The following is a 12787-nucleotide window of genomic DNA, read 5'->3' as shown; positions in this document are numbered from 1 at the left end:
TCGGTGCGCGCAATATATTCCCCCCCCCCCCGACTTTGCCAATTCGTCCAGCCCGATGTTTAAAGAGGGAATCAGGCCGGAATTTTGAGCTTGTGCAAGGATTTTGATACGGCTGTCCCGCTTTTGGAAATCTTTGGCAATGGCAAGCGTGCCGTCTGTCGAGCCGTCATCGACAATCAAAATCTCCAAGTTGCGCCAAGTCTGATTCACGACGGCGGCTAATGATTGGGCGAAATATTTTTCTACGTTGTAGGCGCAAATCAATACGCTGACTAAAGGCTGCAATTTATTCTCCCGATAGGCACGATGCCGTCTGAAGGCTTCAGACGGCATTTGGACTGTACAACGGTTACTCGCCCAAAAGCGCGATGTCGGCTACCGCGTTCATTTGCTCTGCCAAGCGGTTCAGCAGGTTCAGGCGGTTTTGTTTTACGGCGGCATCTTCCGCCATTACCATCACGCCGTCGAAGAAGGCATCGACTTGCGGCTTGACGGAAGCCAGTTCGGACAAGGCGGTTTGGAAATTGCCTTCGGCGACGGCGGCGGCGATTTTCGGCTGCAAGCCTTGCGCGGCGGCAAAGAGGGCTTTTTCTTCGTCCTGTTGCAACAGGCTTTCATCGACTTCGCCCAACGCGGCATCGGCTTTTTTCAGCAGGTTTTGCACGCGTTTGTTGGCGGCGGCGAGCGCGGCGGCTTCGGGCAGTTGTTTGAACGCGGCGACAGCCTGCAGTTTGGCGGTCAAATCGTCCAAACGGCGCGGCTGTTTGGCGAGTACGGCGGCAACGATGTCTTGCGGATAATCGTTTTGCAGCAACACAGCAAGGCGCGCCTGCATAAAGTCGGCGGTTTCAGACGGCGTTTTCTCGTTGAGCAAACCTTTGGGGAAGCTGTCGAATGCCGTCTGAATCAGTTCGTTCACGTCCAAACCGTACTGCATCAGCATCCGCAAAATACCCAATGAGGCGCGGCGCAGGGCGTAGGGGTCTTTGTCACCGGTCGGAATCAGACCGATGCCCCAAATGCCGACCAGGGTTTCCAGTTTGTCGGCAAGTGCGACGGCGGCGGCAATTTTGCTTTCGGGCAGCTTGTCGCCGGCAAAACGCGGCTGATAGTGCTGCTCGACTGCTTCGGCGATTTCTTCGGTTTCGCCGTCCAAACGGGCATAGTATTTGCCCATCGTGCCTTGCAGTTCGGGAAACTCGCCGACCATTTCGGTTACCAAGTCGGCTTTTGCCAGACGCGCGGCGCGTTCGGCTGCCGCGGCATCCGCACCCAATGCTTTGGCGATGTGGGCGGCAATGCTTTGCAAGCGTTCGATACGCTCGGCCTGCGAACCGATTTTGTTGTGGTAAACCACGCTGGACAATTTCGGCAGGCGGCTTTCCAAAGTCGCTTTTTGGTCTTGTTTGTAGAAAAACTCGGCATCAGACAGGCGCGCGCGCAATACGCGTTCGTTGCCTCGGATGATGTGCGACGGGTCTTCGGTTTGCAGGTTGGAGACCAGCAGGAAGCGGTTCATCAGCTTGCCGTTTTGGTTGAGCAGCGGGAAGTATTTTTGGTTTTGCTGCATCGTCAGAATCAAACATTCTTGCGGCACGGCGAGGAAGTGTTCCTCAAAACCGGCTTCCAAAACAACAGGCCATTCGACCAGCGCGGTTACTTCGTCCAACAATGCTTCATCGGCGGCAACAGTCGCGTTCAGACGGCGTGCCTGCCCTTCCAGTGCCGTCTGAATCGCGGCTTTGCGTTCGGCAAACGAAGCTTCCACTTTGCCTTGCTCGCGCATTTGTTCGGCGTAGCTGTCGGCGTTTTCAATAGTGATTTCGCCGTTGGACAAGAAGCGGTGTCCCAAGGTTTTGTTGCCGCTTTGCAGACCCAAAACGCTGACGTTTACGACATCGCCGCCGTGCAGCACAATCAGCCCGTGGACGGGGCGCACGAAAGTAAACGTGCTGCTGCCCCAACGCATGACTTTTGGAATCGGCAGTTTCTTAACGGCTTGATTGATAATGTCTTCCAAAAGCTCGCCCAGCGGTTTGCCGGTTTGGACGTATTCGTAGGCATACACATCCTGCTTGCCGTCGTGGACGATGGTCAGGTCTTCGATTTTCGCCCCTGCACCGCGTGCAAAACCTTCCAAAGCCTTGGTCGGCGCACCGTCTTTTACGGCATTCGCCACGGCAGGGCCTTTTTTCACGATTTTTTGGTCGGCTTGAACGGCTTTGACGTTTTTGACTTGAACCGCCAAACGGCGCGGAGAAGCGTAGGCGGTAAGTTCGGCTGCGCCGTCAACCAGTTGCGCTTTTTCCAAGCCTTCGGCAACGGCGGCGGCAAAATGGTTGCCCAGATTATTAAGGGCTTTGGGCGGAAGTTCTTCGGTAAGGAGTTCGATTAAAAGGGTTTGGGTCATCATTCGGCTTTCTTTGAATTTGGTTAATCTGCCTGTTTATAGGTTTCGCTGTAACTTTCCCAGCCGTCATCCCCGTAAAAACCGTCAACCAGCGGGGTGGCGTACAAAGTGGCGACATCTTCTCGGCCTGCCAGCCAAGAGATAATGGCTTTTTTCTCGGTTTCTCCCAAGCTTCGGGTGCCGGATTTTTGAAACAGGCAAGAAAAATCGCCGCAATCGCCCCCGCCCGCCATTTCCAAGCCGTTTACCACAAGATACGCAATCAGCTCGTCCATAAAGCGGCCAAACGCTTCGGCATCGTCCGCAGCTTGGTGCAAACTGCCTTGAACGCCGAAAATCAATGTTTGAAACTCGCCCAAATGTAGCTTTTTATGCTGGCGGCGGTTCATTTTGTGCAGGCGTTTCCTGCTCGGGGTGCGGAAATAGACAGGCATGATTTTCCTAAAATATATAATGGTTTACGGACGGCTACCATATCGGGCCGCCCGAACGTAAAAAATCGTCGCCCCCTTAGGCGGCATTTGCCTTCATTAAGGGGAAGCCCAGTTTTTCGCGGCTTTCGACATATTTTTGCGCCACAGCGCGGCTCAATGCACGAATACGTCCAATATAAGTTGCCCGCTCAGTTACGGAAATCGCGCCACGCGCGTCCAGGAGGTTAAACGTATGCCCCGCTTTGAGGACGAGCTCGTAGGCAGGCAGGGCAAGGCTGACGTTTTCTTCGGCGAGCAGACGTTTGGCTTGCGCTTCGTAGTCGTTGAACTGGCGCAGCAGCCAATCGGCATCGCTGTATTCGAAGTTGTAGGTGGATTGTTCGACTTCGTTTTGGTGGTACACGTCGCCGTAAGTTACTGTATTACCGTCCAGCGTTTTTGCCCAAACGAGGTCATAGACGTTTTCCACGCCTTGCAGGTACATCGCCAAGCGTTCGATGCCGTAGGTGATTTCGCCGAGTACGGGCGTGCAGTCGATGCCGCCGACTTGTTGGAAATAGGTGAACTGGGTTACTTCCATGCCGTTGAGCCAAACTTCCCAGCCCAAACCCCATGCGCCGAGGGTGGGGTTTTCCCAGTCGTCTTCGACAAAGCGGATGTCGTGGACTTTGGGATCGATGCCCAATTCGCGCAGGGAGTCGAGATAAAGGTCTTGGATATTGGCGGGGGCGGGTTTAAGGGCGACTTGGAATTGGTAATAGTGTTGCAGGCGGTTGGGGTTGTCGCCGTAGCGGCCGTCTTTGGGGCGGCGGCTGGGTTGGACGTAGGCGGCAAACCAAGGCTCGGGGCCGAGTGCGCGCAGGCAGGTGGCGGGGTGGGAAGTACCTGCGCCGACTTCCATGTCGAAAGGTTGGATGACGGTGCAGCCTTTGTCTGCCCAGAATGTTTGCAGTTTAAAGATGATTTGTTGAAAGGTGAGCATGACTTATTGTTCGATAAAATAAAGGTTTTATTTTACTGTTTCCATAGCTGCTTGAATAGATTTATCTCGAAGACAGCCTGATTTGAAACCAGGGGATGGATAATTTTTTAATTTAAATCCGGAAAATAAAAAGCACGGCCAAACGACCGTGCTTTCCCAAACCACACAAGTTTTATTTTTTGTGCGAACGGATATAGTCCAAAGTCTTGAGCTGTGCAATTGCGGCAGCCAATGCCTTGTGTGCCTCTACCAAATCCTTATCGTCTTTGGCTTGAGAGATACCGGCTTCGGCAGCTTTTTTCGCTTCTTCCGCACGTGCCTGATCCATCTCCGCACTACGGACGGCAACGTCCGCCAAAACGGTAACTTTATCAGGCTGTACTTCCAAAACACCGCCGGAAACAGCAACCAAGACCTCCTTATCCTCGCCGGGAACAGTCAAACGCAAAGCTCCCGGCCGCACCAAACTCATAATCGGCTCGTGTCGCGGGTAAATACCAAGCTCACCTTGAACGGTCGGAACCACTACAAATCCGGCTTCGCCCGAATAGATGTTTTGCTCGCTACTGACCACTTCAACTTGCATGACGCTCATGCCGACCTCCTCAGTTTAAGGTTTTCGCTTTCTCAACCGCTTCTTCGATGCTGCCGACCATATAGAATGCCTGTTCGGGCAGATGGTCGTATTCGCCGTTCAAGATGGCTTTGAAGCCGGCAATGGTATCGCGCAGGGCGACATATTTGCCCGGAGAACCTGTAAACACTTCGGCAACGTGGAACGGTTGGGACAGGAAGCGTTGGATTTTACGCGCGCGCATCACAGTCAGTTTGTCTTCGTCAGACAATTCGTCCATACCCAGAATGGCGATAATATCGCGCAATTCTTTGTATTTCTGCAGGGTGGACTGTACGCCGCGCGCCACGTCGTAGTGCTCTTGACCCAAAACCATCGGATCCAATTGGCGTGAAGTAGAGTCAAGCGGATCGACTGCCGGGTAAATACCCAAAGATGCAATATCACGGCTCAATACGACGGTCGCGTCCAAGTGGGCGAAAGTTGTCGCCGGAGACGGGTCAGTCAAGTCATCCGCAGGTACATATACGGCTTGGATGGAAGTAATGGAACCGGTTTGGGTAGAGGTAATACGCTCTTGCAAACGGCCCATTTCTTCGGCCAATGTCGGTTGGTAGCCCACTGCAGACGGCATACGGCCCAGCAATGCGGATACTTCGGTGCCGGCCAGGGTGTAACGGTAGATGTTGTCCACGAAGAACAATACGTCGCGACCTTTGCCGTTTTCATCTTTTTCGTCACGGAAGTATTCCGCCATCGTCAAACCGGTCAATGCGACGCGCAGACGGTTGCCCGGAGGTTCGTTCATCTGACCGTAAACCATCGCCACTTTATCCAATACGTTGGAATCTTTCATCTCGTGGTAGAAGTCGTTACCTTCGCGGGTACGCTCGCCCACGCCGGCAAATACGGACAGACCGCTGTGTGCCTTGGCGATGTTGTTGATCAACTCCATCATATTGACGGTTTTACCTACACCGGCACCGCCGAACAGACCTACTTTACCGCCCTTAGCAAACGGACACAGCAAATCAATCACTTTAATACCGGTTTCCAACAATTCGGTCGTGGAAGACAGCTCGTCGAATTTCGGGGCGGTTTGGTGGATGGCGCGGCTCTTGTCGGTATCGATCGGGCCTGCCTCATCAACAGGCGTACCCAATACGTCGACAATACGGCCCAACGTACCTTTACCTACCGGTACAGTAATGGGCGCACCGGTATTGCTCACAGTCATGCCGCGTTTCAAACCGTCCGAGCTGCCCATCGCAATGGTACGGACTACGCCGTCGCCCAAAAGCTGTTGGACTTCCAAAGTCAGACCGTTCTCGTCCAATTTCAGGGCATCGTAAACATGCGGAATCGCGTCGCGTGGAAATTCCACGTCAACTACCGCACCAATAACTTGCACGATTTTGCCTTGGCTCATTATCGTATCCTAATTTCCTGTTCAGGCTTCAGACGGCATCAAACTGCCGCCGCACCTGCTACAATTTCTGACAATTCCGTGGTAATCGCGGCTTGGCGCGATTTGTTGTACACCAGGCGCAATTCTTTGATGGCATTGCCCGCATTGTCTGTTGCAGCTTTCATGGCAACCATGCGGGCTGCCTGTTCGGATGCCATATTGTCGCTCAACGCCTGATAAACCACAGACTCTAAATAGCGGCGAACCAGATATTCCAACACTGCAAGTGCAGTCGGTTCGTAGCGGTATTCCCAGCTGAACGGTGATTTGGGAGCTGAATCGCCAATCACGTTCTCACCGATAGGCAGCAATACTTCCATTCTCGGTTCCTGACGCATGGTATTGACAAAACCCGAATACACCAGATGGATTCTGTCAATTTCATGTTTCTCATACCGTTGGAAGAGTTCTGTCAAAGGTCCGAGCAGCATTTCCATTTTTGGGGTATCGCCCAAATTTACGGCACTGGCAACCACATTCAGACCAATGCTCTGACACGCCATCAGACCTTTACTGCCAAGGCATACGATTTCCTCTTCAATACCTTGATTCTGATACTCTTGAACTTGTGCCAAAAACTTTTTCAGTACGTTGGCGTTCAAACCGCCACACAAACCCTTATCAGACGTAATCAAAATAAAACCGACACGTCCGATCTCCCGATGAGATTCCAGTAACGGAATACCATGATCGGTATTGGTTTGCGCAAGATGGCTCATCACCATACGCACTTTTTCGGCATACGGACGCGCCAAACGCATCCGTTCCTGAGTCTTCCGCATTTTAGAGGTTGACACCATTTGCATCGCTTTAGTGATCTTTTGGGTATTCTGAACACTGCGGATTTTGGTGAGAATCTCTTTTCCTACTGCCATTTCAGACTCCTTTCACTTCAAGCCTTATGCCTGATAGGCGTAAGAAGATTTGAAGGATTTCATGGCTGCTTCAAGCGTTTTCTCGCTCTCGTCGGACATTGCACCTGAAGCATTGACGGCTTCCAAAACTTCCGGATGTTGGGTACGGACAAAGCTCAAAAATTCAGATTCAAAAGCCAGAGCTTTGGCAACCGGAACATCAGAATACGAACCGTTGTTGATTGCCCAAAGGGTCAAAGCCATTTCAGCCGTATTCAACGTACTGAACTGTTTCTGTTTCATCAGTTCGGTTACGACTTCGCCATGCTCCAATTGTTTGCGCGTAGCTTCATCCAAATCGGATGCAAATTGCGAAAACGCCGCCAATTCACGATATTGCGCCAATGCCAAACGGATACCGCCACCCAGCTTTTTAATCACTTTGGTTTGTGCAGCACCGCCTACGCGGGATACGGAAATACCGGCATTGATTGCAGGACGAATACCGGCGTTGAAGAGGTCGGTTTCCAAGAAAATCTGACCGTCGGTAATCGAAATGACGTTAGTCGGAACGAAAGCAGATACGTCGCCCGCTTGGGTTTCGATAATCGGCAACGCGGTCAGAGAACCGGTTTTGCCTTTTACTTCGCCGTTGGTCAATTTCTCCACTTCGTGTTCATTGACACGTGCCGCACGCTCCAACAGACGGGAGTGCAGGTAGAATACGTCGCCGGGATAGGCTTCGCGGCCGGGCGGACGGCGCAAAAGCAGGGAAATTTGACGGTAAGCCACAGCCTGTTTGGACAAATCGTCATAAACAATCAAGGCATCTTCGCCGCGGTCGCGGAAGAATTCACCCATCGTACAACCGGAGTAAGGTGCGATATATTGCAATGCCGCCGCTTCAGATGCAGTCGCAGCAACCACGATAGTGTGTTCCATCGCACCATGCTCTTCCAATTTGCGCACTACGTTGGCAATAGAAGATGCTTTTTGACCGATAGCCACATAAATACAGATAACGCCTGTACCTTTTTGGTTAACGATGGCATCCAGTGCTACGGCTGTTTTACCGGTTTGACGGTCACCAATGATCAGCTCACGTTGGCCACGACCAACCGGAACCATAGAGTCAATAGCTTTCAGGCCGGTTTGCATGGGTTGGTCAACCGATTTACGTGCAATCACACCCGGTGCGATTTTTTCGATTGGAGCAGTCAAAGTTGTATTGATTGGACCTTTACCGTCGATAGGACGACCCAATGCATCAACTACGCGACCAACCAATTCGCGACCGATCGGCACTTCCAAAATACGGCCGGTACGGGTAACTGTATCGCCTTCTTTAATATGTTCGTACTCGCCCAACACTACGGCACCGACGGAGTCGCGCTCCAGGTTCATCGCCAAGCCGAACGTGTTGCCCGGGAATTCGAGCATCTCACCTTGCATTGCATCTGACAAACCATGGATGCGAACGATACCGTCAGTTACCGAAATCACCGTACCACGGGTACGCACTTCAGCATTTACAGACAGATTTTCGATCTTGGCTTTAATCAGATCGCTAATTTCAGCAGGATTAAGCTGCATGAAAACTCTCCTAATTCGTCATAGTCGTGTACAAGGCACTCAGTTTGCCTTGTACAGACAAATCCAAAACCTGATCACCCACTTCAACTTTTATGCCGCCAATCAGCTCCGGTTCGATTTCGACAGAGATTTTCAGCTCGCTGTCGAAACGCTTATTCAGCATTTGCGCCAACTCGCCAACCTGTTTGTCGGTCAACGGATAGGCACTGTAAATGACGGCAGATTTGATATGGTTGAATGATAAGGTCAAGTCTTGATATTGAGCATATACTTCCGGCAATATCGACAAACGTTTCTGCCCGGCCAAGACGATAACAAAGTTTTTCAACTCCTTGTCTTTCAAACCGACCAAATCGATGAGGATATCTGCTTTTTCTGAAGCATTCGTTTCAGGACGGTCAATCAATGAAGCCACCTTCCCTTCCTGAACAACCGCCGCAAGTTTTTCCAGTCCGCCCAACCAAGACTCAATTTGGTTTTTTTCCTGAGCCAGACCGAACAATGCCTTTGCATAAGGTCTGGCGATCGTTGCGAACTCTGCCATAAGATTACAGCTCCTGTTTCAGGGTATCGAGCAGTTTTGCGTGTTTGGAAGCATCGACTTCGCTGCGCAAAATAGATTCGGCACCTTTGACAGCCAACACGGCAACCTGCTCGCGCAGGGATTCGCGCGCGCGGAACAATTCCTGCTCCACATCGGCCTTTGCCTGAGCTGCAATGCGCGCCGCCTCGGAAGAAGCCTGTTCTTTGGCTTCTTCGACAATTTTGGCGGCACGTTTTTCGGCGTTGGCAACCATTTCGGAAACCTGATTACGCCCTTCTGCCAAGAGTTCTGCAACCTTTTTTTCAGCCTGCTCGAAATCGCTCTTACCGCGCTCGGCGGCAGCCAAGCCTTCGGCGACTTTTGCGGCACGCTCATCCAAAGCTTTTGCAATCGGCGGCCACACAAATTTCATGGTAAACCATACCAAACCGAAAAAGACGATGATTTGAGCGAATAATGTTGCATTGATATTCACGTTACTTAACCTTCGTATTGGGGTTAATCAAACAGGCTGCGCCTGTACGGAACGGACGAATCCGTCCTGATTATGCACCTGCAAACGGGTTAACGAAGGCGAACAGCAGTGCAATGGCGACACCGATCAAGAAGGCCGCATCAATCAAACCGGCAATCAGGAACAGTTTGGTTTGCAGCGGACCGATCAGTTCGGGCTGGCGGGCAGAAGATTCCAAATATTTAGAACCGACCATTGCGATACCGATAGAGGCACCCAGTGCGCCCAATGCAACGATCAAACCACATGCGATAGCAATCAAACCCATTTTAAACTCCTTAAAGAAACAAAGGTTAAACTACAAAAACAAACTACTTGGGAAAATCAGTGTGCATCGTGCGCCTGCCCGATATAGACGAACGCCAACGCCATGAAAATAAACGCCTGTAGGGTAATCACCAAAATATGGAAAATCGCCCATGCCAAACCGGCAATAATGTGGAATACAAACAGAATCGGATCCATGACTTCAACGCTGCCGGAAGCCGCCCAAGCACCGCCAAGCAAGGCTATCAGCAGGAATACCAACTCACCCGCATACATATTACCGAACAACCGCATACCGTGTGATACGGTTTTAGAAAGAAACTCGACCAAATTCAGCAGGAAGTTCGCAGGTGCGAGTTTTGCACCGAACGGCGCGCTGAACAGCTCGTGAAACCAGCCGCCCAATCCTTTGATTTTGATGTTGTAATAGATACAAATCAGCAACACGCCGACAGCGAGTGCCAAAGTAGTGTTCAAATCGGCAGTAGGTACGACGCGTAGCAGGGCGTGATGATTGCCGGTAATGCCCTGCCATACCATCGGCAGCAAATCGACCGGCAGCATATCCATCGCGTTCATCAGGAAAATCCAGACAAACAGCGTCAGACCCAACGGCGCGACGGCTTTTCTAGACTTTTCGTTGTGAATGATGCTCTTACACATATCGTCCACAAACTCGAACAGGATTTCCACCGCAGCCTGGAAACGCCCGGGAACGCCTGCCGTTGCTTTTTTTGCACCGCGCCACAACAGGAAGCTGCCGATTACGCCCAACAGGACGGCGAAAAAGACGGCATCAAGGTTAATAAACGAAAAATCAGCAATGTTTTTCAGTCCCTGACCCTGAGTAACGTCCGACAAACTGGTCAAGCTCTGCAAGTGGTGCTTGATGTAGTCGGCAGCGGTAATGGTTTCACCTGCCATAATCTTTCACTCTCAACAATACTAAAAAAACCAAATGGCTGACACCGAACAGCCCCATCAAAAACGGGGCGAACACCAGCGATTGATGCCATATTGCAAATACGGCGAGCATAGACAACAGCGACAGCACTACTTTTAAAATCTCTCCGAAGACGAACATCCTGCTTTGCAGGAAGGGGTTTCCCCTGAAAAGTTTTAAAAGTAAAACTGCAACAAACGTGGGAAGCAGGTAGGACAAACCGCCCCCGACCGCCGAAAGGAATCCGGCAAAACCCCATACGGCAAAGGCAACTGCGGCGCATATGGACAATACGGCGGATTGTAGGATGATAATCTGCTTCATAAAGGGAATGTTTCCGCCTCGGATTTGAGGCGCGGCTAATATAATTTAGAAGCCTTATTACGTCAAGCGACAGTTAATCTTTGTGAAACAACGTATCCCAATCCGCCGCACCCGCCGCCTGAATAACGGCGGCAGGTGTCATTCTAACACACATTACATATAATTACAGATTATTGGAAAGTTTGTCCGAATTTCTTTACGTTTTATGTTTCAGACGGCATATCCCGCAAAATTAAGGCAGGTAATCTATTCCCAACTGCTCCAACAGGTGGCCGAACGTTTCAGGCGTATCGAAATACAGGACAATCCTGCCTTTTTTGTGGTTGGCGGTTTTGACTTCAGCGTTGACACCCAGTTTTTCAGTCAGCAAATCATTCAGGCGGCCGATGTCGGCGGCGGCAGTTTTTTTGGGCTCGGGACGTTTGTTTTGAAGGGCGGCCTGGCTGCGGCGTTCGACTTCGCGCACCGACCAGCCGTTTTTGACGGCCTTTTGCGCCAATTCGAGCTGTTCGACGACGGGCAGGGTCAGCAATGCGCGGGCGTGCCCCATTTCGAGGCGGCGTTGGTAAAGCATTTCCTGCACGGGTTCGGGCAGGCTTAAAAGGCGCAGGCTGTTGGAAATCGCGCTTCGGCTTTTGCCGACGGCTTGGGCGATGGTTTCGTGGGTCAGCCCGAACTCGTCGGCAAGGCGTTTCAAGCCTTGTGCTTCTTCGATGGGGTTGAGGTTTTCGCGCTGGAGGTTTTCGATCAAACCCATTGCCAACGCGGTTTCGTCGCTGATGGTTTTGATAACGGCGGGGATTTCGGTCAGGCCGGCAATCTGTGCGGCACGCCAACGCCGCTCCCCCGCAATCAGTTCGTATCGGGACAGTCCGTGTTCGCGCACGATGACGGGCTGTATCACGCCTTGCGCCTTAATCGAATCCGCCAGCTCCTGCAAGGCTTCGTCATCGATTTGAACACGCGCCTGATAGCGGCCGGGCCGGATATCTTTAACCGCAACCGTAGTCAATCGGTCGCCGCTGCTGTTGTCCGCGCCGTTGGCGAGCAGCGAATCCAAACCGCGCCCCAATCCGCCTTTTACTTTTGCCATACCGCCCTCCCGTGCCTATTCAGATAGGATGTTAAATCGGGTATTTTATCGGATATTGGGTGTTGCCGACAATTTGTATCCGTGTTTATCGGATTTCTGTTTTTTCACTATAATAGCCGGTTTGCCGTTGCAGGCGGTTTTATGGGAAAGGCGGATGATGGTACGGCGTTTGATAATCGGCATCAGCGGGGCGAGCGGTTTCCAATACGGCGTGAAGGCTTTGGAACTTTTGCGCGCGCAAGATGTCGAAACGCACCTTGTGGTATCGAAAGGCGCGGAGATGGCGCGCGCTTCGGAAACGGCTTATGCGAGAGACGAAGTGTATGCCTTGGCGGACTTCGTGCATCCGATCGGCAATATCGGGGCGTGCATTGCCAGCGGTACGTTTAAAACGGACGGGATGCTGGTCGCCCCCTGTTCGATGCGGACGCTTGCCTCGGTCGCGCACGGCTTCGGCGACAACCTCTTGACGCGTGCGGCGGATGTGGTTTTGAAGGAAAGGCGGCGGCTGGTGCTGATGGTGCGCGAAACGCCGCTGAACCTTGCCCATTTGGACAATATGAAGCGGGTAACGGAAATGGGCGGCGTGGTGTTTCCCCCTGTTCCTGCGATGTACCGCAAGCCGCAAACCGCAGACGATATTGTTACACACAGTGTCGCACACGCGCTGTCGCTGTTCGGAATCGATACGCCGGATTCGGCGGAATGGCAGGGGATGGCGGATTAAAGGACAAAAATGCCGTCTGAACACGGAATGCGGTTCAGACGGCATCATTTTATACGACTG

Annotated in this window: 15 protein-coding genes; 1 reads left to right on the top strand and 14 read right to left on the bottom strand. The window is 52.0% G+C overall.

Features of this window, described 5'->3' with window-relative positions:
* From Q9J79_RS07125 to Q9J79_RS07060, 14 genes are all read right to left on the bottom strand, one after another.
* The coding region (locus Q9J79_RS07125) for a glycosyltransferase family 2 protein (protein WP_439787648.1) at positions 1-333 on the bottom strand (333 nt) is incomplete at its 3' end.
* Positions 334-349: 16 nt separating this feature from the next.
* A complete protein-coding gene (gene glyS / locus Q9J79_RS07120) occupies positions 350-2413 on the bottom strand; it encodes a glycine--tRNA ligase subunit beta (protein ID WP_301674071.1) in 2064 nt (687 codons plus the stop codon).
* A 20-nt stretch (positions 2414-2433) separates the two neighbouring features.
* Entirely contained in the window at positions 2434-2844 is a 411-nt protein-coding gene (locus Q9J79_RS07115) for a 50S ribosome-binding protein YggL (protein WP_301912553.1), read from the bottom strand.
* A 76-nt stretch (positions 2845-2920) separates the two neighbouring features.
* Positions 2921-3826, bottom strand: a complete 906-nt coding sequence (glyQ, locus tag Q9J79_RS07110; RefSeq protein ID WP_196979535.1) for a glycine--tRNA ligase subunit alpha — start codon at positions 3824-3826, stop codon at positions 2921-2923.
* Between the two features lie 172 nt (positions 3827-3998).
* On the bottom strand, positions 3999-4421 hold the full coding sequence (locus Q9J79_RS07105; RefSeq protein ID WP_301912554.1) for a F0F1 ATP synthase subunit epsilon: 423 nt from the start codon (positions 4419-4421) through the stop codon (positions 3999-4001).
* A 10-nt stretch (positions 4422-4431) separates the two neighbouring features.
* On the bottom strand, positions 4432-5829 hold the full coding sequence (gene atpD, locus Q9J79_RS07100; protein ID WP_301912555.1) for a F0F1 ATP synthase subunit beta: 1398 nt from the start codon (positions 5827-5829) through the stop codon (positions 4432-4434).
* 38 nt (positions 5830-5867) lie between these two features.
* On the bottom strand, positions 5868-6743 hold the full coding sequence (atpG, locus tag Q9J79_RS07095; RefSeq protein WP_301912556.1) for a F0F1 ATP synthase subunit gamma: 876 nt from the start codon (positions 6741-6743) through the stop codon (positions 5868-5870).
* Positions 6744-6767: 24 nt separating this feature from the next.
* Entirely contained in the window at positions 6768-8315 is a 1548-nt protein-coding gene (gene atpA / locus Q9J79_RS07090; protein WP_301912557.1) for a F0F1 ATP synthase subunit alpha, read from the bottom strand.
* Between the two features lie 10 nt (positions 8316-8325).
* A complete protein-coding gene (locus Q9J79_RS07085; RefSeq protein ID WP_002214793.1) occupies positions 8326-8859 on the bottom strand; it encodes a F0F1 ATP synthase subunit delta in 534 nt (177 codons plus the stop codon).
* A gap of 4 nt (positions 8860-8863) precedes the next feature.
* Entirely contained in the window at positions 8864-9334 is a 471-nt protein-coding gene (locus Q9J79_RS07080) for a F0F1 ATP synthase subunit B (RefSeq protein WP_002214796.1), read from the bottom strand.
* A gap of 70 nt (positions 9335-9404) precedes the next feature.
* Positions 9405-9641, bottom strand: a complete 237-nt coding sequence (gene atpE / locus Q9J79_RS07075; RefSeq protein WP_002214801.1) for a F0F1 ATP synthase subunit C — start codon at positions 9639-9641, stop codon at positions 9405-9407.
* A gap of 56 nt (positions 9642-9697) precedes the next feature.
* The gene (gene atpB / locus Q9J79_RS07070; RefSeq protein ID WP_002214802.1) at positions 9698-10564 is read right to left on the bottom strand and encodes a F0F1 ATP synthase subunit A; all 867 of its coding nucleotides are present in this window, start codon (positions 10562-10564) and stop codon (positions 9698-9700) included.
* Complete coding sequence (locus Q9J79_RS07065) at positions 10554-10907, bottom strand: ATP synthase subunit I (protein WP_301912558.1); 354 nt, start codon at positions 10905-10907, stop codon at positions 10554-10556. The genes atpB and Q9J79_RS07065 overlap by 11 nt, the downstream gene beginning before the upstream one ends.
* Positions 10908-11139: 232 nt before the next feature.
* A complete protein-coding gene (locus Q9J79_RS07060) occupies positions 11140-12000 on the bottom strand; it encodes a ParB/RepB/Spo0J family partition protein (protein ID WP_013449551.1) in 861 nt (286 codons plus the stop codon).
* Between the two features lie 157 nt (positions 12001-12157).
* Between Q9J79_RS07060 and Q9J79_RS07055 the strand changes: the two genes are divergently transcribed.
* Positions 12158-12727, top strand: coding sequence for a UbiX family flavin prenyltransferase (locus Q9J79_RS07055; protein WP_180303396.1), 570 nt, complete (start codon positions 12158-12160; stop codon positions 12725-12727).
* Positions 12728-12787 lie beyond the last annotated feature (60 nt).

The sequence above is a fragment of the Neisseria viridiae genome (genome assembly GCF_962747995.1).
GTDB lineage: Bacteria > Pseudomonadota > Gammaproteobacteria > Burkholderiales > Neisseriaceae > Neisseria > Neisseria viridiae.
Note: the sequence above shows the minus strand (reverse complement) of the source record. Positions and strands in the feature narration are given on the sequence as shown.

Bases quoted from the DNA above. Each gene is read 5' to 3' on its own strand.
- atpE (WP_002214801.1), bottom strand. From the start codon at position 9,641: ATGGGTTTGATTGCTATCGCATGTGGTTTGATCGTTGCATTGGGCGCA.
- atpD (WP_301912555.1), bottom strand. From the start codon at position 5,829: ATGAGCCAAGGCAAAATCGTGCAAGTTATTGGTGCGGTAGTTGACGTG.
- glyQ (WP_196979535.1), bottom strand. From the start codon at position 3,826: ATGCTCACCTTTCAACAAATCATCTTTAAACTGCAAACATTCTGGGCA.
- Q9J79_RS07055 (WP_180303396.1), top strand. From the start codon at position 12,158: ATGGTACGGCGTTTGATAATCGGCATCAGCGGGGCGAGCGGTTTCCAA.
- atpB (WP_002214802.1), bottom strand. From the start codon at position 10,564: ATGGCAGGTGAAACCATTACCGCTGCCGACTACATCAAGCACCACTTG.
- Q9J79_RS07085 (WP_002214793.1), bottom strand. From the start codon at position 8,859: ATGGCAGAGTTCGCAACGATCGCCAGACCTTATGCAAAGGCATTGTTC.
- atpG (WP_301912556.1), bottom strand. From the start codon at position 6,743: ATGGCAGTAGGAAAAGAGATTCTCACCAAAATCCGCAGTGTTCAGAAT.
- Q9J79_RS07105 (WP_301912554.1), bottom strand. From the start codon at position 4,421: ATGAGCGTCATGCAAGTTGAAGTGGTCAGTAGCGAGCAAAACATCTAT.
- atpA (WP_301912557.1), bottom strand. From the start codon at position 8,315: ATGCAGCTTAATCCTGCTGAAATTAGCGATCTGATTAAAGCCAAGATC.
- glyS (WP_301674071.1), bottom strand. From the start codon at position 2,413: ATGATGACCCAAACCCTTTTAATCGAACTCCTTACCGAAGAACTTCCG.
- Q9J79_RS07060 (WP_013449551.1), bottom strand. From the start codon at position 12,000: ATGGCAAAAGTAAAAGGCGGATTGGGGCGCGGTTTGGATTCGCTGCTC.
- Q9J79_RS07115 (WP_301912553.1), bottom strand. From the start codon at position 2,844: ATGCCTGTCTATTTCCGCACCCCGAGCAGGAAACGCCTGCACAAAATG.
- Q9J79_RS07065 (WP_301912558.1), bottom strand. From the start codon at position 10,907: ATGAAGCAGATTATCATCCTACAATCCGCCGTATTGTCCATATGCGCC.